The 24,057-nt window shown below is 59.3% G+C and carries 18 protein-coding genes and 1 pseudogene; 14 read left to right on the top strand and 5 right to left on the bottom strand.

Annotated elements, in window-relative coordinates; all coding sequences use genetic code 11:
• The first annotated feature begins 32 nt into the window (after nucleotides 1-32).
• Both AEAC466_RS35270 and AEAC466_RS35265 read left to right on the top strand, forming a co-directional pair.
• Complete coding sequence (locus AEAC466_RS35270; RefSeq protein ID WP_023458582.1) at nucleotides 33-2,048, top strand: alpha/beta hydrolase family protein; 2,016 nt, start codon at nucleotides 33-35, stop codon at nucleotides 2,046-2,048.
• 101 nt (nucleotides 2,049-2,149) lie between these two features.
• Nucleotides 2,150-4,129: an alpha/beta hydrolase family protein gene (locus AEAC466_RS35265; protein ID WP_023458581.1), complete on the top strand. Its 1,980-nt coding sequence runs from the start codon at nucleotides 2,150-2,152 to the stop codon at nucleotides 4,127-4,129.
• Nucleotides 4,130-4,305: 176 nt separating this feature from the next.
• On the opposite strand, the gene araD1 is transcribed toward AEAC466_RS35265, so the two are convergent.
• A complete protein-coding gene (gene araD1 / locus AEAC466_RS35260; RefSeq protein ID WP_023458580.1) occupies nucleotides 4,306-5,301 on the bottom strand; it encodes an AraD1 family protein in 996 nt (331 codons plus the stop codon).
• 124 nt (nucleotides 5,302-5,425) lie between these two features.
• Here araD1 and AEAC466_RS35255 point away from each other — a divergent pair, with 124 nt between their 5' ends.
• The 3 genes from AEAC466_RS35255 to AEAC466_RS35245 all read left to right on the top strand — a co-directional run bounded on the left by AEAC466_RS35255 (nucleotide 5,426) and on the right by AEAC466_RS35245 (nucleotide 9,513).
• Nucleotides 5,426-6,247, top strand: coding sequence for a FadR/GntR family transcriptional regulator (locus AEAC466_RS35255; protein ID WP_031238931.1), 822 nt, complete (start codon nucleotides 5,426-5,428; stop codon nucleotides 6,245-6,247).
• A gap of 258 nt (nucleotides 6,248-6,505) precedes the next feature.
• Nucleotides 6,506-7,693: an aldose epimerase family protein gene (locus AEAC466_RS35250; RefSeq protein WP_023458578.1), complete on the top strand. Its 1,188-nt coding sequence runs from the start codon at nucleotides 6,506-6,508 to the stop codon at nucleotides 7,691-7,693.
• Nucleotides 7,694-7,701: 8 nt separating this feature from the next.
• Nucleotides 7,702-9,513 carry an IlvD/Edd family dehydratase gene (locus AEAC466_RS35245; RefSeq protein WP_023458577.1) on the top strand — a complete coding sequence of 604 codons (1,812 nt, stop codon included), beginning with the start codon at nucleotides 7,702-7,704 and terminating at the stop codon, nucleotides 9,511-9,513.
• A 66-nt stretch (nucleotides 9,514-9,579) separates the two neighbouring features.
• On the opposite strand, the gene AEAC466_RS35240 is transcribed toward AEAC466_RS35245, so the two are convergent.
• Nucleotides 9,580-10,743: an MFS transporter gene (locus tag AEAC466_RS35240; protein ID WP_031238927.1), complete on the bottom strand. Its 1,164-nt coding sequence runs from the start codon at nucleotides 10,741-10,743 to the stop codon at nucleotides 9,580-9,582.
• Nucleotides 10,744-10,835: 92 nt separating this feature from the next.
• On the opposite strand from AEAC466_RS35240, the gene AEAC466_RS35235 reads away from it, so the two are divergent.
• The 3 genes from AEAC466_RS35235 to AEAC466_RS35225 all read left to right on the top strand — a co-directional run bounded on the left by AEAC466_RS35235 (nucleotide 10,836) and on the right by AEAC466_RS35225 (nucleotide 14,164).
• Nucleotides 10,836-11,738 carry a LysR family transcriptional regulator gene (locus AEAC466_RS35235; protein WP_235074289.1) on the top strand — a complete coding sequence of 301 codons (903 nt, stop codon included), beginning with the start codon at nucleotides 10,836-10,838 and terminating at the stop codon, nucleotides 11,736-11,738.
• A 111-nt stretch (nucleotides 11,739-11,849) separates the two neighbouring features.
• Complete coding sequence (locus AEAC466_RS35230; protein WP_023458574.1) at nucleotides 11,850-13,205, top strand: MFS transporter; 1,356 nt, start codon at nucleotides 11,850-11,852, stop codon at nucleotides 13,203-13,205.
• A gap of 116 nt (nucleotides 13,206-13,321) precedes the next feature.
• Nucleotides 13,322-14,164 carry an MCP four helix bundle domain-containing protein gene (locus tag AEAC466_RS35225; protein ID WP_023458573.1) on the top strand — a complete coding sequence of 281 codons (843 nt, stop codon included), beginning with the start codon at nucleotides 13,322-13,324 and terminating at the stop codon, nucleotides 14,162-14,164.
• A gap of 113 nt (nucleotides 14,165-14,277) precedes the next feature.
• Here AEAC466_RS35225 and AEAC466_RS35220 read toward each other — a convergent pair whose 3' ends face one another.
• The gene (locus tag AEAC466_RS35220; protein WP_023458572.1) at nucleotides 14,278-14,676 is read right to left on the bottom strand and encodes a YccF domain-containing protein; all 399 of its coding nucleotides are present in this window, start codon (nucleotides 14,674-14,676) and stop codon (nucleotides 14,278-14,280) included.
• 268 nt (nucleotides 14,677-14,944) lie between these two features.
• On the opposite strand from AEAC466_RS35220, the gene AEAC466_RS0122480 reads away from it, so the two are divergent.
• The 6 genes from AEAC466_RS0122480 to AEAC466_RS35195 all read left to right on the top strand — a co-directional run bounded on the left by AEAC466_RS0122480 (nucleotide 14,945) and on the right by AEAC466_RS35195 (nucleotide 20,698).
• Nucleotides 14,945-15,223 (top strand): DUF4169 family protein, encoded by a 279-nt coding sequence (locus AEAC466_RS0122480; RefSeq protein WP_023458571.1) that lies wholly within the window; start codon nucleotides 14,945-14,947, stop codon nucleotides 15,221-15,223.
• A 159-nt stretch (nucleotides 15,224-15,382) separates the two neighbouring features.
• Nucleotides 15,383-15,622: a ribbon-helix-helix domain-containing protein gene (locus tag AEAC466_RS35215; protein ID WP_023458570.1), complete on the top strand. Its 240-nt coding sequence runs from the start codon at nucleotides 15,383-15,385 to the stop codon at nucleotides 15,620-15,622.
• 246 nt (nucleotides 15,623-15,868) lie between these two features.
• Complete coding sequence (locus AEAC466_RS35210; RefSeq protein WP_235074287.1) at nucleotides 15,869-18,169, top strand: ATP-dependent helicase; 2,301 nt, start codon at nucleotides 15,869-15,871, stop codon at nucleotides 18,167-18,169.
• A gap of 56 nt (nucleotides 18,170-18,225) precedes the next feature.
• Complete coding sequence (locus AEAC466_RS35205; protein WP_023458568.1) at nucleotides 18,226-19,473, top strand: cytochrome P450; 1,248 nt, start codon at nucleotides 18,226-18,228, stop codon at nucleotides 19,471-19,473.
• An 11-nt stretch (nucleotides 19,474-19,484) separates the two neighbouring features.
• Nucleotides 19,485-20,333 (top strand): peptidylprolyl isomerase, encoded by an 849-nt coding sequence (locus tag AEAC466_RS35200; protein WP_023458567.1) that lies wholly within the window; start codon nucleotides 19,485-19,487, stop codon nucleotides 20,331-20,333.
• 71 nt (nucleotides 20,334-20,404) lie between these two features.
• Nucleotides 20,405-20,698, top strand: a complete 294-nt coding sequence (locus tag AEAC466_RS35195; RefSeq protein ID WP_235074297.1) for a RusA family crossover junction endodeoxyribonuclease — start codon at nucleotides 20,405-20,407, stop codon at nucleotides 20,696-20,698.
• Here the strand turns inward: AEAC466_RS35195 and AEAC466_RS45215 are convergent.
• Nucleotides 20,680-21,325: pseudogene (locus AEAC466_RS45215) on the bottom strand (DUF72 domain-containing protein). The gene AEAC466_RS35195 and the pseudogene AEAC466_RS45215 sit on opposite strands and share 19 nt — an antisense overlap.
• Nucleotides 21,326-21,585: 260 nt before the next feature.
• A complete protein-coding gene (locus tag AEAC466_RS35185) occupies nucleotides 21,586-23,982 on the bottom strand; it encodes a serine hydrolase domain-containing protein (RefSeq protein ID WP_023458563.1) in 2,397 nt (798 codons plus the stop codon).
• Between the last annotated feature and the right edge of the window lie 75 nt (nucleotides 23,983-24,057).

The raw sequence follows: 24,057 nt of genomic DNA, 5'->3' as shown, positions 1-24,057 counted from the left end.
CGAATAAGTTATGGTAAAATTGGGGGATTATCATGACTTTTACACTCGATCGCCGCGCTCTTTTGGCCACCGGCTCCGCACTGGCGTTTTCACTGGCAAACCCAATGCGGGCGCGCGCCGCCGCTCCGACCACGCCTCAGCCATCGATCGAAACCTACGCGACCCCGAAAATTCGCTCGGTTGCCCTGTCACCCGATGGCAAACGCGTGGCCGGGATCACCCAGACCGGTGACGACAATATCCTTGTGGCCCTGACCATAGGCGAACCCAAGCCCAAGGCCTTCGCCATTCCCGTCAAGAAGGTGCGCAACCTCTTCTGGGGCGACAATTCTCACGTCATCATGGTGGATTCCGCCACCGTCACAGTGCCGGAATTCGTCAAGGCGCGCGCCGAAGTTTCACAGGCACGCAGCATCGATGTCGACAATACCAAGTTTGTCACCTTCTTCGACTACCCGCAGAAGCCCTCGACCACCGGGACTTTGATGACGTCGCAAAGCCGTTATTATCCGATCGTGATGGGCAGTTTGAGGCGTATCAAGGTTGATGGAAAATATCGCGTTACAGCCTCGAACCGCAATATGCAAGGCGATTACAGCCTGGACCTGTTCAGCTTCGATCCGAACAGTGAACGCGGGGAACGCCTGCTGGCCGGTACCAATACGACTAACAATTTTATCGTCACCCCGGAAGGGCGCATCGCTGCCTTTACAACCTATGATGATTTCCGCAAGGAGTTCGTCCTGGCCTATAATATGGAGCTGGCGAGCGGGGGCAAAACCTTCAGGACGATTTACCGCCAAAAGGGCGACGGCTTGTCGACACCAGGCGCCGCCGGGCTGGGGCGCGATGGCAATTCAATTGTCATCTATATTTATACAGATGATGGCAAGACGCCGGAATACCACGAAGTGTCGGCGGACGGCGTACTGGGCCCCGCACTTTATCCGGAAGGCAAGACCGGTGAATACTTCCCTCTTTTCCATCCGACAACGCGTAGGCTGGTCGGTTTTGGTCGCTATGACGAGTCATTCCATCCTGACTATTTCGATCCGCTGCTGAAAAAACTGTACGAAGCCCTGCCCAAGATGGTTGGCGATGGGTACCGCTATGAGATCGCGGATTATGCCGAAGATCCGCGCCAAATGGTCGTCAAGACCGAAGGACCGGACGATGCCGGGACCTATTACCATATCGACTTTACAACCGGACAGGCGCAACCCGTCGCCGCCGTCTATCCGGACCTGCCGGAAGAATGGATTTCAAACAAGACAGCCATAGATTACAAGGCGACGGACGGACTGAATATTCATGCCTATCTGACTTTGCCACCGTTCAAAGCGGCGAATAACCTGTCGCTCGTCGTCCTTCCACACGGCGGGCCAGAGTTACGCGACTATATCAATTTCGACTGGCAGGCCCAGGCCTTGGCCTCACGCGGCTATGCGGTTCTGCAACCGAATTTCCGCGGGTCGAGCGGTTATGGCGAAAGCTTCACGCAGGCCGGCTACGGCGAGTGGGGGCGCAAAATGCAGACCGATCTGTCAGACGGCGTTCGCCATCTGGTCGCGAAAGGCGTGGTCGATCCCAAGCGCGTGGCCATCATGGGGGCATCCTACGGCGGTTATGCCGCCATGGCCGGTCCGACGCTCGATCCGGGCGTCTACACCTGCGCTGTCGCCATAGCGGGCGTGTCCGACCTTCAGGCCATGCTCGACTGGGAAACCGCCAATAATGGTGTCATCGACTCGACGAGGGTGCGCTATTGGAAGCGCTTCATGGGCGATCCGGCGCACTACGGCGACATATCGCCCGCTAGACAGGCGGCAAAGGCCTCCTGTCCAATTTTACTCATTCACGGCACCGACGACACCGTCGTTCCCATCGACCAAAGCCGTCGCATGGAAAGCGCCCTCAAAGCCGCCGGGAAACCCGTCGAATTTATTACCTATAAGGGGCAGGATCACTGGGAAACCATTGGATCTGCCAGTATAGAGATGATGAAGGCCGCTGTCGCGTTCCTCGAAAAACACAACCCGCCCGCCTAACACGCCGGACCGCCCGTAACGCGTCCTTACGTTTGGTAACCGCGCGCTTGAATTGCCGCGCGGCGCAACATAGCGTGGGGAACCGCCATTTGAGACCGCTGATGCCCCATGCCCAAAATCGCCGCACCCTAAATCGCCGCGCCCTGTTGCGACTTTCCGGCACCAGCGCTTTGACTATCGGACTGGGGACTATCGGACTGGGTAAGGCAGCCATGGCCGCGGACTTGCCGCCGCAACCGACACCGCGCGACTGGGCGAAATCGCCTGCCCTTCGCTTCGTCTGCCTGTCTCCGGGCGGTACCCACATCGCCTATATGCGCGAAGAGAACGGCCGCAAATACCTTTATGAATACGTCATCGCCACCAAGGCCTTCCAGATCTACGATCTGGGGACAGCCAAGATCGCCTCGATCTGGTGGATCGACGACGGCCATCTGGCGGTCACATCGATGGCGACGGACAAGTTCGAAGCCTTTTCCGGCGGACGCGATACCTACTACATCGTCAGCGTCTATAACCTGCAGGCGCGGACCATCAACACCCTGTTCAGCCAGATCGAAGGGTTCAAAAGCTTCGTTAGCGGCGGCGTTCGGATCATCCGTCAAAATGGCAAGCGCCAGCTCACGGCTTCGTCCTTTCCCATCAATTACGACGAGGCGCGCTATCTTTACCGCTTCGATCTCGACCGGTCGGCCAACGCCACGGTCATGGACCGCGCGCCATGGCACACCGAGAACTGGATACTGACGCCGGAAGGCGAAATGCTGGCGCGCGCCACCTACTCCCCGAAGACAAAGATCTGGGAGTTGCAACATTATGACCGGGGCCTCTGGAAGACTATTTTCAGCCAGCATGCGGAACTGGATTATCCGAACCTGGTCGGGCTGGGCCGTGACGGCCAATCGGTCGTGGTCTTCATGAATTCTGGCGAAACGAAGGGGCACTATTACGAAGTGTCTGCCGATGGGGTGTTTTCATCGCCGCTGCCGATCAAGGGCCTGACGGCGGAACCGATTTTCGATCCAAAGACCTTCCGGCTCAGCGGATATACGACCTATGACGGCTGGACCCAGGAACACTATTTCGATCCGGCCATGAATGCCCTGGTGGAGAAAGCCAGGGCATCGGTCGAAGGCTACCGCATGAGCATCATCGACCTCGCCGATGATCCGCGCCAGATGATTATCTCTTCCGAAGGCGAAGACGATGCCGGCACCTACTACTTCCTGGATTTGAAGGCCGGAACCAGCCTGACCATCGGCGCCGAATATCCGCATATCCCACCCGAGTGGATCACCACAAAAACCGTGATCACCTATACGGCGGCCGATGGACTTGAGATCGAAGCCTATCTCAGCCTGCCACCCAATCGGGACGCCAAAAACCTGCCGCTGGTGGTGCTCCCGCACGGCGGTCCGGTGGCGCGGGACGGGCAGGAATTCGACTCCGAGTCTCAGGCATACGCCTCGCGCGGATATGCCGTGTTACAACCCAATTTCCGCGGATCAAGCGGTTACGGCGAGGATTTCGTTGAAGCCGGTTACGGTCAATGGGGCCGCAAGATGCAAACCGATCTGTCGGACGGCGTGCGTCATCTGGTCAAGGCCGGAACGGTCGATCCCAAGCGCGTCTGTATCGTCGGCACCTCCTATGGCGGATACGCCGCCCTGGCCGGTGCGGCCTTCGATCCGGGTATGTATCGCTGCGCCGTTGATGTCGCCGGCGTGACCGACCTGAGCGATTTCCTGGAAAGCATTCGCGGCTATGACGCCACCACTGAATCGACCACCTATCGGGGGGAAAAGCGCCTCCTCGGTGATCCGACGACCTATGCCGAGGTGTCGCCGGTGTTCCACGCCGCCAAGATGAACATCCCCATACTCATCGTTCACGGCAAGGACGACACCGTCGTCCCCTTCAGTCAGAGCCTGGCTATGGTCAATGCCCTGAAGACAGCCAAGAAGGATGTCACCTTCATTCAATACGACCATACCGACCATTGGGAAACCAACGAAGCGGCGCGTGCGGACATGTACGATGCTATCGTCGCCTTTATCGAAAAGCACAATCCACCGCGATAAAGCGCTTTCCGAAAAGTGTGACGCACTTTTCGGATCAAAAAGCGCGTAAAAACAAAAATTAGAGCGCCGATCTGATTCAGTCAGATCGGCGCTCTAAACGCTTCCCGAACACAAAAGCTCCGGACAGGCGCCCAGAGCTTTTTCAGTGAGAGCTTTTTCAGTGAGAGACTGGCCTATCAGAGCGCCTTTACGGCCACCGTCTGCTCGGCATTGGTCTTGAGCGGGTTGCGCAGGCCGTAGACATAGGGCTCGGCGATGATTTCGAAAACATCGCCATCCTTGGTCTGGATGCCGTCGGCAAAGGATGCCGTGGCCGTGCCGAAACAATGGACATGGACGTCGCCGGGCTGGCGGAACAGGTCATATTTGAAATGGTGATGTTCCAGGTTGTCCAGCGAATGGGACATGTTGTCCTCACCCGAAATAAATGGCTTTTCCCAGATGATTTCATTGCCGCGCCAGATGCGCGAGGTGCCGCGCACGTCGCGGGGCAGGTCACCGGTCAGGATTTCGACACCGAGCGATGCGGGGCGCAGCTTGGAATGGGCCAGCCACAGGTAGTTTTGCTTCTCGGTGACATGATCGGAAAATTCGTTGGCCAGGGCGTAACCGATCCGGTAGGGCGCGCCGTCATCGCCGATAACATAGATACCGGCCATTTCCGGCTCTTCGCCGCCATCTTCGGCGAAGGCGGGCGATTGCAACTCGGCGCCGGGACCGACCAGGGTCGAGCCATTGCCCTTGTAAAACCACTCCGGCTGGGCGCCGACAGTGCCTGCCTCAGGCTTGCCGCCCTTCACGCCCATCAGGAACATGCGCATCGAATCGGTCTGGGTTTCCGCAGCGGCAGCGGCCTTGTGCATCTTGTCGCGGCCCTCGGCGGAGCCGAGATGGGTCAATCCGGTGCCCGTCACATGCAGGTGGGCAGCATCGGGGTGATCGATCGGCGCCAGGACACGGCCTTCGGCCAGGGCAACGGCGACATCGACCGCCTCGCCGGTCCCGAGCGCGGCCACTTGATCCGAGAGGGATTTGCCGGCGGCAATCGCCTTGCGAGCCAATTCATAGGTCGAATTCACGCCGGAAATAACATGCGCAGATCCGTCCGCCTGAGCCGCCAGGACACGGCGCTCACCTTCCGGCGTAACAATCTGGATGAGACGTAGGGACATGGTATTTCCTCACTTTTTTCGGCAGTCCGCCGCGCTATTTACTCAGACAAATGGATTTAACCCAAGCTCTTTAGCTTGTAAATTCACTTTGTCAAACAGACAATTCAATGTCATGTGTTAAGGCATGAGAAAACCCGTCGCCCCGCCCCCCACTACCGAATTACGTCCGACCGGCACCCGTCTGAAAATGAATGGTGGACGCCCGTTGCGAACGGACGGCCAGCACAATGCCGCCATACACGGCCACAGCATGTATCAGGGCCGTTTGCACGGCGCCCTCGCCCATCGTCTGGGCGTAGACATTCTCAAAGGCACGTTCAAATCGGGCGAGATCCTGCCCAATGAAATTGAATCAAGTTCGAAGCTCGACATCTCGCGCTCCGCCTATCGCGAAGCGATCCGCATCCTGGCCGCCAAGGGCATGGTCGAAAGCCGGCCGAAAACCGGCACGCGCGTCACCGAACGCGAACGCTGGAACCTGCTCGACCCGGAAGTTCTGGGCTGGATGTTCGAAACGGAGCCAAGTCAGGACTTCATCAAGTCTCTCTTCGAGCTGCGGCTGATCACCGAGCCCGCCGCTGCCGAGCTGGCGGCTACGCGCCGCAGTGACGATCAGGTGGAACAGATGCGCGCCGCCCTGGACATCATGAAGCGCGACACCTTACAGACGGAAACCGGCCGCCGCGCCGATCTCGACTTCCACCATGCGCTGATCCAGGCGACTGGCAACGAGGCCTTGGCCTCGCTGTCCAGTTCCATTGAAGCCGCCGTGTCATGGACCACGCGTTACAAGGCTCGTCACAACGCCCTGACCCGCGATCCGGTGCCGGACCATGAGCGTGTCTTCGAAGCGATCGAACGCCGCGATGCTGGCGGGGCGCGGTGGTGCATGGAATCGCTGATCCGCATGGCCCACGAAGACACGCAGAAGACCTTCCATCCCTAAGAATCAGTGCCTCTGTATAGTGACGGGAAACAGGCCTGGGATGGGCCACGGTCTGCCATGCATCTGAACGCGATTATTTGATCCGTTTTCTGTTTTATTTTGTACGATATATACTTTTTTTATTGTCTGACTAATGCCCGCGCGGTATGACGGAGATGGTGACTCATAATTACGCGCCCGGAGTCTCATCAGGGGTGCAACACAGGTTGGAGGCCGGCCGCCCAATGACGGTACGGTTGATCTCAGAGAGGATGTAATATGCTGAATTCGAAGAGAATTGCGCTTGTCGCGGGGCTAAGCGTGCTGATGGCCCTTGGGGCCTGCAGTAAGCCCGCGGAAAAGGCGGAAACCGCTTCCGCAACAGCCGGCGCCACCACGGCGACCCGCCTGCCCTTCGGCGCCTTGTCCGACGGCACCCAGGTCGAGATGGTTGAACTCAAGAATTCAAAAGGCGTCACCGCCCGCCTCATCACCTACGGCGCTGCGATCCAGAGCTTGATGGTCCCCGACCGCGACGGCAAGGCGGCCGATATTGTCATCGGCTACGACAACATCGAAGGCTACGAAAAGACCCCGAACTATACCAATGTCACGGTCGGCCGTTACGCCAATCGCATCGCCAAGGGCAAGTTCACCCTGGATGGCAAGACCTACACCCTGCCGATCAATAATGCGCCGAATTCGCTGCATGGCGGCACCAAGGGCTGGGACAAGAACAACTGGACCATCAAGGACGTGAAGTCCGGTGGCGACACCTCGTCGGTGACCTTCACCCTGACCTCGCCGGACGGCGATCAGGGCTATCCCGGCAAGGTCGTGGCCGAGGTGACCTATTCGCTTAATGAAAACAATGACCTGACCGTCAGCTACAAGGCGACCACCGACAAGCCGACCGTGATCAACATGACCAATCACGGCCTGTTCAATCTCGGCGGCATTCCGGCGACGCGCCCCGCCACCGACGCCATGCTGACCATCCAGTCCGACGCCATTCTGCCGGTCGATAAGACTCTGATCCCGACGGGCAAGGAAATGCCGGTCAAAGGTACGCCCTTCGACTTCACTACCCCGGCCCTGGTCAGCGAGCGCGTGACCTCTAAGGACCCGCAGATTGTCATCGGCAACGGCGGCATCGACCACAATTACGTCATCCGTGGCGGTGTGACACCGACGCCGAAACTGGCGGTAACTCTGGAAGACAAGACGTCCGGCCGCGGCATGACCATCTCGACCACCGAACCGGGTATCCAGATGTATACCGGCAACTTCCTCGACGGCACCGTTGCGGGCAAGGGCGGCCAGAAGCTGGTCAAGTATCAGGCCATCGCCTTCGAAGCTCAGCGCTATCCGGATAGCCCGAACCACCCCGACTTCCCCACCACACGCCTCGATCCGGGTCAAACCTACACCCAGACGACCGTCCATCACTTCTATGTTGTGAAATAAGAGTACAGATGTCCGACTCCACTGATCCTTCCGTCAAGGCGACCAAGCTGCGTTCCCGTGCCTGGTTCGACAATCCGTCGAACCCGGACATGACGGCGCTTTACCTCGAGCGCTACATGAACTTCGGGCTTTCGCTCGAAGAACTGCAATCCGGCAAGCCCATCATTGGCATCGCCCAGACGGGGTCGGACCTCTCTCCCTGCAACCGCCACCACCTTGTCCTGGCCGACCGGATCCGTGAAGGCATCCGGGAAGCCGGCGGCATTGCGCTGGAATTTCCGGTTCACCCCATCCAGGAAACGGGCAAGCGCCCGACGGCGGGTCTGGACCGCAACCTGGCCTATATCGGCCTGGTCGAGGTGCTGTACGGCTATCCGCTCGACGGCGTCGTTCTGACGATCGGGTGTGATAAGACGACGCCGGCTTGTCTGATGGCGGCGGCGACGGTCAATATCCCTGCCATCGCCCTATCGGTCGGCCCGATGCTCAATGGCTGGTACAAGGGTCAGCGCACCGGTTCCGGCACCATCGTCTGGAAGGCACGTGAACTGCTGGCCGCCGGCGAAATCGACTATCAAGGCTTCATCAAGCTCGTCGCGTCCTCCGCGCCGTCCACTGGCTATTGCAACACCATGGGCACCGCGACGACAATGAACTCGCTGGCCGAAGCACTCGGCATGCAATTGCCCTATTCCGCCGCCATCCCCGCACCGCACCGCGACCGCCAGGAAACGGCCTACCTGACCGGCAAACGCATCGTCGACATGGTGCATGAAGACCTCAAGCCATCGGACATCCTGACCAAGGAGGCCTTCGTCAACGCTATCCGCGTCAACTCCGCCATCGGCGGCTCGACCAATGCCCCCATCCACCTGAATGCTCTGGCCCGTCATATCGGTGTCGATCTGTCGGTGGAAGAATGGCAGACTTACGGCGAAGACGTGTCCCTGCTCGTCAACCTGATGCCGGCCGGTGAATATCTGGGTGAAGACTACCACCATGCCGGCGGCGTGCCCGCCGTCGTCAAGCAGTTGATGACCCAAGGTCTGATCCACGAGGACGCCCTGACCGTCAACGGCAAGACGATCGGCGAAAACTGCGGCAATGCGGCGATCGAAGACGAAAACGTCATCAAGACCTATGACAAGCCGCTGAAAACGCGGGCCGGTTTCCGTGTACTGACCGGCAATTTGTTCGATTCGGCCGTGATGAAGGTTTCCGTCATTTCGCCGGAATTCCGCGAACGGTATCTGTCGAACCCCGCCGATCCGGAAGCCTTCGTCGGTCGCGCCATCGTGTTCGACGGCCCGGAAGACTATCACCACCGCATCGACGACGAGTCGCTTGGCATCGACGAGCACTGCATCCTGTTCATGCGCGGCGCGGGTCCGATCGGCTATCCCGGCGCGGCCGAAGTGGTCAACATGCGTGCGCCGACCTATCTGATCAAGCGCGGCATCCATTCGCTGGCCTGTATCGGTGACGGCCGCCAGTCCGGCACTTCGGGCTCACCGTCCATTCTCAACGCCTCGCCCGAAGCTGCAGCCGGCGGCAATCTGGCCCTGCTCAAGACGGGCGACCAGGTTCGCGTCGACCTCAAGGCCGGTACGGTCAACGTACTGATCTCTGACGAGGAACTGAAAACCCGCCGCGAAAAGCTGGAAGCCGAAGGCGGCTACAAGTACCCCGCCAGCCAGACGCCATGGCAAGCCATGCAACGCCGCACGGTGGGTCAGATGGGCACCGGCGCCTGCCTGGAAGACGCCATCGAGTTCCAGCACATCGCCCAGATGCGCGGCCTGCCACGCGACAACCACTAGGTCATCTGCCGTACTCACTAAGAAAAGCCGCCCGGATCAAACCGGGCGGCTTTTTTATTATATGCCTTAGGCCAGTTGCGGTTTGCGCTCCAGGCGAATGGCCAGCCACGCTACCGCGAAGGCGGACACCGGCAGGATCGCCGCCACCCAGGGCAGGAGGTTGAGCCCGTGAGCATAGCCGGCAATGACCGCGCCCCCGATCCACGCGCCGATGGCGTTGCCAAGATTGAAGGCCGCGATGTTAAAGCTGGAAGCCAGGCTCTGACCGGACCCTTCCGCCTTGCCGAGCACCCAGATCTGCAACGGCGGCACCGTGGCAAAGCCCGTGACGCCCAAACCGAAGACGAACAGGACGGCCCCGACCTTATCGTGCAAGGCGAAGGCGCCGAACACCAGGACCGCAAACAGGGCGATAATCGCGCCCAGCAAGGCACCGACCAGGTTTCTGTCGGCCAGACGCCCGCCCAGCAGATTGCCGATGACCAGCCCGCCGCCGAAAACCAGCAGGATCGGCGCAACCGCGCCTTCACTGAACCTGGTGAGGGTGGTCAGTAACGGGGCGATATAGGTAAAGACCGCGAAAACCCCGGCAAAGCCCAGCACCGTCGTCAGCAATCCCAGAAGCACCGGGCGGCGCGTGAAGATGCGGAAATCGCTTTTCCAGCTTTCGACCTCTTTCGGCGCTTCGGTATGCGGGACGAAGGCCGCCAGCACCACCATTGCGGCCACGCCGATCAGGCCGACGGCCCAGAAGGTAGCGCGCCAGCCATAATGCTGGCCCAACCAGGTGCCGAACGGCACGCCCAGCACATTTGCGACCGTCAGGCCAGTGAACATAAGCGCCACGGCCGACGCCCGGCGCTCCGTCGGCACAAGGGAGGTCGCCAGTACCGAACCGATGCCGAAGAAGGTGCCGTGCGCCAATGCCGTAATCACCCGGGCGGTCATGAGCATTCCATAGTTCGGCGCCAGGGCGCAGGCGATATTGCCGATGGTGAAGATGAGCATCAGGACGATCAATGCCGTCTTTTGCGGCCAGCGCGACATCCATCCGGTCAGCAAGGGGGCGCCGGCCACCACGCCAAGCGCATAGCCGCTGATCAACAGGCCCGCCCTGGAGACCGTGACATGGAAATCGTGACCGACATCGAGCAACAGGCCCATGATGACAAATTCGGTGACGCCTATGCCAAAGGCGCCGATCGTTAAGGCGTAGAGTGCGAGGGGCATGAGAAAACTCCATTTCGAGCGCATCAGATAGACGCTTCGCCCCGGATGAATTAGAGTGCGTGGTAGAATATCATTTGTGAGTTGATTTCATTATGCGCCAAGACAGCAATCGGTTCGGAGATATGGAAGCCTTTGTCCGGGTCGTCGATCTGGGCGGATTTTCGCCGGCGGCGCGCGATCTGGGGCTAACGCCGTCGGCGGTCAGCAAGTTGATCAGCCGGCTTGAGGCGCGACTCGGCTCACGCCTGATCAACCGCTCAACCCGCAAGCTGCTGCTGACGCCCGAAGGCGAACTGTTTTTCGAGCGCAGCGTACGCCTCCTGGCCGACCTTGATGACACGGAGCGCAGCATCGGGGCCCATCGCACACCACGCGGCCGCCTTAGGGTCAGCGTCAATGTTCCCGTCGGGCGTCGCATTCTGCTGCCTTTGGTGCCACACTTCCTGGCCCTGTACCCGGAAGTCGAGCTCGACATTTCCATGACCGACCTGGTTGTCGATCTTTACGAACAGCGCACCGATGTTGCCCTGCGATCGGGACCGATGAAGAGTTCAGGCCTGATGGCGCGTAAACTGGGCGAAACACGGCTGGATATCGTCGCCAGCCCCGCCTACTTGGCCAGATACAGTACGCCGCGTACCCCCGGCGATCTGGTCCACCATCGCTCCGTTGGCTTCGGCTACAGCCGGATGATGGATGGATGGCCTTTGGTGATCGACGGACGAACGGACATTTTCACTGTCCCCGGACCTGTCAAGGTTGGCGACGGCGACAGCGTCCACCGCCTGTGCCTCGACGGCCTTGGCCTGGCGCGTCTGGCACGTTACATGACGGCCGAAGATGTCGCGCAGGGACGGCTCGTGCCCGTCCTGGAGGCGTACAATCCAGGAGACATTGAGGAATTGCACGCCGTTTATCTGGGTCAGGGTGGTCACATGCCCGGCCGGATTCGTGCATTTCTCGACTTTCTTGGTGAACATGTCCGCATGGGCTAGATTTAGAGCGAAATTCAACCTTGTCACCGGTGTCATTTCTTGCCTAGTATCGCCGCCTGTTCTGAGCTAAATGTCAACGACTCTATAAGAATAAATGCCTAGGGAAACGTAATGTCACAGGATCAAAGCCCTGATGCCGTCATAAACACGGCGGCCGGCAAGGCCAGTAAATACCGGTGGGTCATCTGCATCATGCTGCTGGTGGCCATGGTCATCAACTACACTCACCGCCAGACCTTCGCGTTGTTGAAGGATACGGTCGGCGCTGAACAGGGCTGGACCGAACAGACCTATGCCGACATCGTTTTCTGGTTCCAATGCGCCTACGCCATCGGCTACATCACGTTCGGCGGTATTATTGACCGCTTCGGCGCCCGCACCGGCTACACCATCGCCTTCGTTATCTGGACCATTTCCCATACCCTGACCGGCTTCGTCGGCAACGCCACCCAGTTCATGATGGCTCGCTTTGCCCTCGGGATCGGCGAGTCCGGCGCCTTCCCAGCCAGCCTGAAGGCTATTGCCGAGTGGTTCCCGCAAAAGGAACGGGCACTGGCCGTTGGCATCTTCAATGCCGGTTCGAACCTGGGCGCCATCATCGCCCCGTTCGCCATCCCCCTGATCACCCTGCCTTTCGTCAACATGGCCTTCGGCGAGTATCACCTGAGCATGACTGGCCTTGGCTGGGGCTGGCGCGCCTGCTTCTTCGTCACCGGATTGCTCAGCATGGTCTGGGTCGTCGCCTGGTGGATCATGTACCGTAGTCCGCGTGAACATCCGAAGGTCAACGCCGCGGAGCTGGCCATCATCGAAAGCGATCCGGCCGATACCGGCGCCAAGATTCCCTGGCTGAAAATCATCGCCGTCAAGGAAACCTGGCTGTTCGCCATCGCCAAATTCCTGATCGATCCGATCTGGTGGGTCTGGCTGTTCTGGCTGCCGGGTATGCTGAAGAAAAATTACGGCCTCGACCTGTCAAGCTTCGGTCTGCCGATTATCGCCATCTATCTGATGTCGGACGTGGGCTCGGTGGCCGGCGGCTGGCTGTCGGGTAAGCTGATCAAATCGGGCGTCAGCGTCAACTGGTCACGCAAGATCACCCTGCTCGTCTTTGCCCTTCTCGTGATGCCGGTCTTCTTCCTCAATGGCGTAAAGGACCTTTGGACGGCCGTGCTCATTATCGGTATCGCCACCGCCGCACACCAGGCCTTTTCGGCCAACGTCTATACCTTGCCGACCGACACCGTGCCGCGAAAGGCCGTCGCCTCCGTCATTGGCTTTGGCGGCATGTGCGGCGCCATTGGCGGCATGTTGATGTCGAAGAATGTCGGGTTCATCCTGGAAACGACCGGCTCTTACAAAACCATCTTCTGGATGGCCGGCTCAGCCTACCTGATTGCCCTGATCGTTATTCACCTGATCAGCCCGAAGCTGGAACGCACCACGAAGCTGGACGGCGTCGCATAACCTCTGCGCGCCCGCCTTGTCTCTCTATTTCAACCCGGATCTCTCGATCCGGGTTTTTTCTTTCACGGATTTCTTAACCTTTCGCTTTATGCTGTCTTCCAACTGGGGAGGTCGCAATGTCGATCCGCGCACGTATTTTGATTCTGGTGGGCTGTTTTGCTCTCATGGCAATCGGTCTCACGGGTCTGGGTCTGATGACCATAGCCGACTATAACCGCATGATAAAAACCTATGATCATGCCTATGATGCGGCCTGGCGAGGCGAGCGCTTCAATCACCTTATAAGCAATGTGGTCATGGAAACGCGCGGCCTGTACAATGCCGAAGACCCCGACCAAAACGCCGGCTTTGTGGCCGGTCTGAACCGCAGTCTCGACGAGATGCAAATTTTGCTCACGGACTGGCAAGCCGTCGCCCTGCCCGCCGAGCAACCGCGGCTCAAAGCTCTGGCGGCTCAGGCAGACACATTTGTGGCTCTGCGCCGCCGCGTGGCTCAATTGGCCGCCGCCGGTGACTTGGCCGCAGCGCAAAAGCTCAGCATCGGCAACCGTTCCCACCGCATCGCCTTTCAAGCTCAGGTCGAAAGCCTTGAGCAATCCACGCGACAGGAGTTGACTACGGTCAAGGGAACCGCAGAGGCCTACAGCAAACGCCGCTCCGGTGAATTCCTGATCACGGCTCTGTTCGCCATAGCTATAATAATGGGCCTGTCGGTGTGGATGGTATCGCACTTCATTACAACACCCCTGCGCGACCTGGCATCGGCCATAATCAAAACATCGAAAGGCGAGTATGAGCACGCTTTCGTAGTGCCTGATTCGGAAGATGAGGTGGCGTCCGTGTGGCGTGCCCTAGCCGTGCTGAAGACGCGCGCCATTGAGGCAGAACGTCTGGCCGCCGCGCAACGCGAGGCTGAACAACGCGAAGAGATGAAGTTGCGGGAAATATTGCTCGATTAAAGCTTTTCCACAAAGGTTGACGCACTTTTCGGACAAAAGCCCTTAAAACAAAGGAAATAGAGCGCCGATTCGATTGAGTCAGAGCGAAATACCACGCTGTCTACCGACATCTGCTACGGTTTATCGACGACCATCTTGCCCACGGGCGCCAAGGCGAGTTGCGCCAGTTGGATGTCTTTGAATGCAAAGGGAATACCTACGATCGTCACCGCTTCGGCTATGGCGGCCAGGACGTGCGCCAAGGCGATGTACCAGCCGGCAAATACGAACCAGATGACATTCAGCACAACTCCGAGACATCCGGTGCCGATATCCGCTTCGCCCGTATAGCCTTCGCGATCAACGATCTGCTTACCGAACGGCCAGAACACAAAGCCGGCAATGCGCCACGCCGAGAACGCCCAAGGCAGGCCGACAATGGTACAGGCCAGGACGGCACCGCCCAGCAGCCACAGGCAGCCAGTGACAAAACCACCCAAAATGAACCAAAGAATATTGAGCACAAGTGTCATGCGGAGTCCTTTCATCCGTTATCACTATAGTCGTTTCGGCACCGCGATCATGTTAAATTTCGGTTATATGGGACGAGATTGACATGCGGTAGGCTGATACACGGGGGGAACCGCCTGACCTGTGGACTCATCCGAAGCGAAAGAGTATACTTAAAACCGTCTTCACCATGCTTAAAACAGCTTTATTTTTGCTTGAAATCAACCCAATTTGGCCAGTCCACAGCCCGAATGTGACGAACCATTTACTTGAAAGCGCAAGCGAACGATCATGGATGTTATGAAGCGAACGGAAGAGGTTACCGTATACTATGACGACGCACTAAAAGGCGAAATAGAGGATAAGACACGGATGGCTGAGCTAATCAATCTCAATAAAGCCCGGAAAGCCAAGGCAAAAAGCGAGAAATCCGCGCAGGCGGCGGAAAACCGCATCCTGTACGGCATTTCAACCCATGTTAGAAAAATCGAAAAGACAAAGCAAAAGAGGGACGCCGAAAAAGTCGACGCCCACCGTCTGAAATCTGGGCCCGACAATAAAAACGGTTGACGACTTACAATAAAAGACCACAGATTATCTTTCAATAACAACACAAGGTTAAATAATACCAGAGGTCACCATGAATAATCTTCTCCCGATCGCGCGCGACGGACCCTCGTCTGTACCGGGTTGCATAAGGGCAAGGCTTCATGAAATGGGAGAAAAGTAATGCCTGGTCTAAAAAAACGTTCCGTCAACCTGGCAGGTCACGCCACATCAGTCGCATTAGAACCCGAATTTTGGGCGGTTCTTGAAACCATGTCCAAAGATCGTCGAATCAGCCTCGCCGCCTTGATTGCAGAACTTGATTCCAACCGCGGCGAAAGCCTGTTGGCGTCCTTCTGCCGCCTGTCGGCACTAGCTTATACACAAAGCAAAAGTCCTGGCGCCAAACGTAAGAAAGCCTGACCGGATCCCGCACGCCTTTGTCATGCGCTAAACTGGCGCGTGAAAGTTGCAGCGGGATTTTTTAAAGCCCACAGAATAACAATGTTATTCCACGGCGTCAGATTGTTATGCCCGGCCAGATGCCGATCTAGCCGGGTAATAACCGAATTGCGACGATACGAGGCGCTGTTCACTTTTTGTGCTGATTTGCGCTTTCGCCGGCATTTGCCTCTTGGCGGGCGGGCGAACAGGGATTAACTGAGGCGTATGGAATCCAGCTCCCCGTCAATCAGCCAGATGGCTGCCGTTAAATCCGATTTTTTTGCCGGCTTGAATGCCGAGCAGGAAGCCGCCGTGCGTACTACGCAAGGCCCCGTCCTCGTGCTTGCCGGGGCAGGTACGGGTAAAACCCGCGTGCTCACTACCCGCATCGCCCATATCCTGGCGCAAGGGCTGGCGCGGCCCTGGGAAATCCTGTGCGTCACCTTTACCAACAAGGCCGCGCGTGAAATGCGCGAGCGGACGCAAAAGCTGGTCGGGGCGTCGGCCGAGGGCCTCAGCCATCTCGGCACCTTCCATTCCATTGCCGCCCAGATTCTGCGACGGCATGCCGAACTCGTCGGACTGAAGTCCAGCTTCACCATTCTTGACGATGACGATCAGGTACGCCTGCTGAAAGCCATTTTCGAGCAGGAGAATATCGACCAAAAGCGGTACACGCCGAAATCCTTCGCGTGGCAGATCGACCAGTGGAAAAACAAAGGGCTCACGCCGGACAAGGTCAAGGGGGGCGATGGCGCCGAATTCGGCGGCAATAAGGGCATCAAACTGTACCAGATGTACCAAGACCGCCTGCGCATCCTCAATGCCTGCGATTTCGGCGATCTGCTGCTGCACAATCTGGAGATCCTGACCAAGCACGCCGACATTCTGGAGCACTATCATAAACGCTTCAAATATGTGCTGGTCGACGAATATCAGGACACCAACATCGCGCAATATCTGTGGCTGCGCATCCTGACCAATGCCGATCGCAACCTGTGCTGCGTCGGCGACGACGACCAATCGATCTATGGCTGGCGCGGCGCCGAAGTCGACAATATCCTCAAATTCGAGCGGGACTATCCCGGCGCAAAGATTATCCGGCTGGAACGCAACTACCGCTCCACCCAGCATATTCTGGGCGCCGCCGCCGGCCTGATCAAGGCCAATACGGCCCGCCTTGGCAAGACTCTGTTCACCGATCAGGTCGGCGGCGACAAGGTCCAGGTCCAGGGGCTATGGGACGGCGCCGCCGAGGCGCAGTTCGTGGCCGAGGACATGGAACGGCTGCACAAGGGCACGCGCGATACATCGCCGCGCAAATGGTCGGACATGGCCATATTGGTGCGGGCCTCCTTCCAGATGCGGGCGTTCGAAGAACGTTTCGTCATGTTGCAGATACCGTATGTCGTGGTAGGCGGGCCGCGCTTCTTCGAACGGGCCGAAATTCGTGACGCCATCGCCTATCTGCGCTTGATCCAATCGCCTGATGACGATCTGGCCTTTGAACGCATCATCAATGTCCCGAAGCGCGGCATAGGCGATGCGACCGTGCAGAAACTGTTGCAGCAGGCCCGTCTGGCCGGGGTGAGTGTCATGACCGCCGTGCGCGACCTGGTGCAGACGGACGAACTGCCATCCCGCACCAAGACGCCGCTGATCGGCTTCCTGCGCGACTTCCAGCGCTGGCTGGACCTGAGCAAAGACACCCAGGCCGATGTCCTGCTCGATACGGTCCTGACCGACACCGGCTATTACGACATGCAACGCGCCGACAAAACCTCCGGCGCGACGCGCTTGGACAACCTGAAGGAACTCGGCGATTCCATGCAGGCCTTCGATAATCTCGAAGCCTTTCTGGAACACGTCTCGCTCGTCATGGACCTGGAACGTGACAATGGCGGCGACAGCGTCCGTCTGATGACGCTGCACGCCGCCAAGGGGCTGGAATTTCCAGTGGTCTATCTGCCGGGCTGGGAAGAAGGTATCTTCCCGTCGCAACGATCAATGGATGAAAATGGGCTGCGCGCCCTGGAAGAAGAACGCCGTCTGGCCTATGTCGGCATTACCCGCGCACGTCAGGAAGCCAAGATTTCCTTCGTCGCCAATCGTCAGGTCTATGGCCGCTGGACCAACCAGATTCCGTCACGTTTCGTCGATGAGTTGCCGATCGAAAATGTCGAGGCGACATCGCAGACCGGCTATGCCGGTCAGGGCTGGCAATCGCAGCAGAGCCGGTGGGACCGCGCGGGTTATGAACCCAACTATACCAAAAAGGCGGCATCCAGCGATTTCGGCGGCAATCTGAGCGGCATAGACATGTCGCGTCTGGCGCCGAAGTCAACGCCGCATCGCCCGTCCCCACCGCCCAAGCCGTCCGCCAAGAATTTCAAGCTTGGGGAACGTGTCTTCCATATGAAATTCGGCTATGGCGAAATCGTCGAAATTGAAGGCAACAAGCTTGTCGTCAATTTCGAGACCTCCGGCGATAAGAAGGTTATCGACAGCTTTGTGGATCGGGCCTAAGGTTTGCACCTGCGAACAGCGGCGCACACGAGGCGCGCCGCTCTGGAGAAGTCTGCATGCCTGACGCGTCGAGCCCTAGCCCACCACGTTTTCTGCTCTTTGAATATTCCGAACTAAACCCGAATTTCCGCGACAATCCGCACGCCTTGCTTGACCCTCAGCGGGCAGACCGTCCGGTCGAACATGATGGCATGTTGCCTGCCATGCTCATTACATCCTACGCCGACGGACGTGAAACCCTTCGCGACCCGGGCCTGTCGCGTAATTTCAATAATGCCGCGCCGAACAATCCGGTCATCGCCAATGTGCGACGGCTGAATGCCGCCGTAGAGGCCGAATTTGGCCGACATGACTCGATTGTCATCCTGGACGGCGAAGATCATACCCGTGTCCGCAACATCATCGCCGAAGCCTTCCTCAAACGCGCCGCCGCCATGCAGGCCCGGGTGTCGCAGATCATCGACGCCCGCCTCGACGCCTTATCAGGTCGCGACAGCTTTGACGTGGTGGCCGATTATGCCGCCCAGATTCCCCTGCGTGTCCTGGGCGCTCTCATGGGCTGCCCGGACGACAGCCTCGAAGACCTGAAACGCTGGACGGAAGCGGGGCAAGTCGCCTTCGACCCGACAAAATCGGCAGAGCAGGAAGAAATGGCGCTGGACGGCCGGCGTGGCATTCTCGGCCACTTTCAGACCCTGATGGCGGCGCGCCGCGCAGACCCGCAAGACGACCTGGTCAGCGACCTGCTGGCCGCCCAGGCTGCCGGCGCCCCCATCGATGACAATGAAATCCTGCATAACCTGTTTGCCGTATTGGTGGCGGGTCATCTGACCACGTCCGACCTGATCGCCAACGGCGTCTCCTTGCTGCTCGATCACCCTGACGCGCGCGATGCCATCCTCGCTACGCCCGCCCTCATCCAGCCAGCCGTCGAGGAAATCCTGCGTTATGAACCGCCGATTTCGTTCACTGCGCGCTTTCCCAAAGAGGACGGGAAAGTGTCGCGCTGCCCGTACCATGCCGGCGATGCCCTGGTGGTCAGCCTGATCGCCACCAATCGTGACCCGGACCGTTTCGACGCGCCCCATGCGTTTGACATAAACCGACGCCCCAACCCGCACATGGCGTTCGGCGCGGGGGCGCATATTTGCGTCGGCGCCCCTCTGGCGCGCCAGGAAGGGCAAATTGCGCTCCTCAAACTGTTCGAACGATTCCCGAACCTGCGCCGCGCGGACGGCACATCGTCCGAATGGCGCGCCGTCCCCGGCGTGCGCGGGCTGGTGCGGCTGGACGTGACGGTATAGGACACAGTCCGATGCAACACAGCCTCCACCGGTGGTTCCTTTTGCCTGCCGCCGTTTCGGCCGCCTTGGCAGCAACGGCCACCATTATCGGTGCGGCGCCCGCAGCCGCGTCCGACTGGCGCGTCGCCGACCCGCAGAATGTTCTAGTGATCGATACCGATAAAGGCCGCGTCTTTGTCGAGCTGCATGCCGAAATGGCGCCACACGCCGTCGAGCGGGTCAAGCTTCTGGCCCGTCGCGGCAGCTATGACGGCCTGCTGTTTCATCGCGTCATTCCGGGCTTCGTCGCCCAGACCGGCAATCCCAACAACCACGATGGCGGCAAGACGGAATTGGCGAACCTCGCACCGGAATTCCGCTTCCGGCTGAACGCCGGCATGGCGCATACCGTCGTGGCGCGTCCGGCCGGGCTCAACGAAGGCTTCATGGGCGCCCTGCCCTATGTTTCGGTCGACGAAGGCCGCATGGCCGTCAATCAAGACCATGCCGTTCACGCCTGGGCCAGCCATTGCACAGGCACGATGGGCATGGGCCGGGATGACACGCCGGTCGATTCCGCCAATTCGGAAATCTATTTCATGCTGGCCCCAACCCAGCGGCTGGACCATGAATACACCCTATTCGGTCAGGTCGTCGCCGGCGGAGAAGTTCTGCAGGCGCTGAACGCAGGCGAGCCGCCCGCACACCCGGACGCCATGCGCCGGGTGCAGGTTCTGGCCGATATGACTGCGGCGCCCAAGCTTGAAATCATGGACACGCAAAGCGCCGCCTTCGCAGCGCAGGTGACCCGCGTCCGGGCGGAAAAAGGCGCGGACTTTTCGATCTGTGACATCACCGTTCCGGCCCGTGTGATCCCGTGACGGACGGACTGGGCGAATGGACCCTGGCGGGCAAGGTCCGGGCGCGCGAAACCGCCGATGGCATCGAAATCATGATCGATGGCCTGACCACCCAGGCCAAATATTACAAACCCTTGGTCTATGAGTTTTTCCGCAAGGAATGGCGCGGCAGCCGGGCCGCCTGGGGTGACTATGCCGTGGAAATTCGCATGGAACATATCGGCGATCCGCCGTGGATGGATCTCGATAACCTGGCCAAGGCATTGCTGGACGCCATCAAGGGCTTTGTGTTCCATGACGACAGCCAGGTCGCCCGCCTTTTAGTCGAACGGCATCCGGGCGACCGCGAGCAGATTCATATCCGAGTCTACGCGCTTAAGCGCTGACGCAAATCCTGGGCATTATGGATGGCGTGGCCGCGCATGGTGTTGTTGAAATAGGCCCAGACACGCTTTGCCCCGGACTGGCCGATCCGATCCGCCCAATCGGCGAGGACAGCGTCGCCATAGTCGTCCCTGTACCAGTTTTCCGCCCCGTGGAAACGCAGGTAAACCTCATCGCCCGTGACCATCAGCTCGTCGGGCAGGTTGGGTGCGGATACGGTGCAAAAGATAATCCCGGCGTCGCGAAAGGTGGCACGGACCGTGTCGTTCCACCATGAGGCATGGCGAAATTCCACGACATTACGTCGCCGGGCATCGACGGACGATGGCGTCGAGACGTTGCGGGCTGTAGGTGAAACTGGCCGGAAGCTGGAACAGGAAACAGCCCATATGCGGTCCCAGTAGGTCGGCGATGTAACCGAAATCCAGGATCAACTCACGCACGTCGTCGAACCGCCTGACGTGCGTGATCAGTTCGCTGACTTTGACCGTAAAGCGAAAATCGCGGTCGCGCACCGGCTCCGCCCACTTCCGGACAGCCGCAACTGTCGGCCAGCTATAGAAGGACGCATTAATTTCCACCGTGTCGAAATGATCGGCGTAGTGCGCGAACCACTGGTTCGTCGGCATCTGGGTCGGGTAGAAGCCGCCTTTCCAGTCCCAGTAGAACCAGCCGGAACAGCCGATATTCAGGCGCGGCGGTTCGGCTGAGGGCAATGCCGCCGTGTCGGCTATGCGCGCAATATGCATCTTTTCCGCCCGGCCCGTATTGGCCGCGCGCTGCCTGGCCCGGCGCTCGGTCGGCGTTTGCTTCGGTTTGGCTTTATCTGGGGGCGATCCGTCCATCCCAGAAGGATGCCGGGGAAAAAATCAGATTTCGATCCGAAGCCTTACCAGCTCCACCACTCCAATGCGCCCCATACAGTCAGAAGCAGCACATAGAGCAGCCAATAGGCCAACAACACAGCGTGAGCCAGTTTCTGCCACATCGGCCAGCCATCGCGGCCACGGGTGCTATAGACGAAGTAATAGGTGGCGACCTGGTAAATCGTCCCCAGTGACGCGATGAGGGCCAGGCCAGAGGCCAGTCGCACCTGGCCGCTAGGCCAACGCGTGAAGAGGCTGCCGGGGTCTTCCGCCAATTGCGCCCGCCAGCTATGGAAGACGAAAATGGCGGCCAGCCACAACACCGACAGACAGATCGAAATCAGGGTGGCGCGGCTCTGCCATTCGGTCGGGTGTTCGTGCCGCGCCGGTCCCTTGGCCAGCGACAGCCAGACAAAGATACAGGTGGCAATCATGAGCAGGGTCATGACATTCAGCGTCATCGGACTATGCCACCAGCCAATGCGTTCATAGCGCGCGACATTGGTGGCAGTCTCAAAGGCATTCACCTGAGTGCCATCGGCATTGAACAGGAAGTGCAGGCCGCCGGTCTGCTGCGCCGGCCCCGGGTCTTCGGCATCCTGCTGGGTAAAGAAGCCCGCCGCCGAAGCCGGGACGAACGCTGACAGGCCGTTCTGGGTTGTAAGGATCAACCGGCCATCCGCATCGACACTGACAGTCACTGTATTGATCAGGCGGGTAATCGCGCCTTCCAGGCCGCCATAGGCGCGGCGTGTCGACACATATTGGCCTTCGATCGCTTGATAATAGGCCTTATGCTGGGCATAGGCATTATTGGCGGTCGGCATCAGCGGCGGCCGGACCAGATCGCCGGTCAGGTGGTCAAGCAGCAGATTCGGGAAGCTGGCCGCCAGGGCACCGCCGGTCTGGGTATTGGTGCTGATGAAGATGCCGAGGTTCAGTTCGGGAATAAGGACCATGTTCGAATTGAACCACAGGGTCGCCCCGGAATGACCATAGGCCTTATATCCGGACGGTGTCTCCCGCATCATCAAACCGGAGGGCCAGCCATTATAGCCTTCCGGCATTTTCAGCATCGGCGTGCGGAAGGCGGTGGCGGAATCGGCGTTGAACAATTGAATGCCGTCGATCTGGCCGTTGCCCAGCATCACGGCCATAACCTGCGCCATATCTTGGGCTGTGGAGGACGCGCCCAAGGCGCCCGCCAGAGGAATAGCATGATCGAAGGGTTGCGCTTCGTAGGTGGCGCCGTCCCATATGAAGCCATCGGACAGGTCGCGCGTCAGCTCCGGCGACAGCGGATCAGGCAGGTTTTCGAGATTGCCGACGCCGATCGTGTAGGGTTCACGCAAGGACGTGTGCTTCATGGCCAATGGCTGGAAGATGCGTGATTCCATAAGGGTGGGAACGTCGCGCGCCTTGGCGGTCTGTTGCAGGGCGCGCGCCGCCAGACCGGCGCCGAAGTTGGAATAGGAGGCGAATTCGTCCGGTTCACGCACGCGCTTGGGCTTGTGCACCCGAAAATAGCTGTCAGGCCCTGCCAGGTGCGCGCCGTTCAGCTGGAACAGGTGGCCCAGGCTGGTATCTTCATAGCCCGAGGTGTGGTCCATCAGGCTTCGCAAAGTCAGCGGCTTGTACCGGCGGTCCTCGGTGAAGACATCGGTCGGCAGATAGCCGGCAATCGGCGCATCCAGCTTTATACGTCCGGCCTCAATTTCCTGACGCGCCACAATCCAGGTGAACGCCTTGGAAATGGATCCGATGCGGAAAATCGATGTATTGGGGTCAACCCGGCGCAAGGGGGACAGGCGGTCATAGCCATAGCCCTTGAGCAGCAGGGGCGTATTGCCCTGAACGACGGCGACGCTGACGCCCAAGACATGATCGCGCTGCATCAGGGTACGCACCACTGAGTCGGTGAAGGTTTCGATATCCTCAGGACTGATGGGGGTGCTGGTCGCCGGCGCAACGCCATGCACAATAGACGACGAAGCCGGCAGGGTTCTGGGCACACCTACGCCAGGCGCCGCAATAACCGGCGGGCGCGGGGACGACGGAGACACCATCGGCGTGGCGGGCTTTGACGGCATCTGGTAAATAATCGGATCGCCGGGCGCGACAACGGGGGGGCGGACAACGCTTTCTGTCGCAGGTTTGGGATGGGGCCGCGGCTTTTTGGCGACAGTGACGGGACTTGCGGCAGAACTTGCCGTCGGCACATACGGCTTCAGATCGGAGGGCTTGGGATCCGAAGGCTGGGCATTTGCGGAAACAGCCTGAATCGGCGCGGCGACGGGATCGGTTGCCTGCGGAACAGCCGGTGCCGCCAGACCGAAGACTGCCAGCAGTAACGCACAGCCACCCAAGCCCGCGAAACGGGCCTTGATGCGAGGGGCGAACCTGAGCCGACTGAAATCCATCCACCAATTCCGAAAGGGTTTTATTGCCTCCGCGAACCTAGTCGATTCTCGCACCGGTCGTATCGATATTGTGAG

Source organism: Asticcacaulis sp. AC466, from assembly GCF_000495815.1.
Classification (GTDB): Bacteria; Pseudomonadota; Alphaproteobacteria; order Caulobacterales; family Caulobacteraceae; genus Asticcacaulis.
Note: the sequence above shows the minus strand (reverse complement) of the source record. Positions and strands in the feature narration are given on the sequence as shown.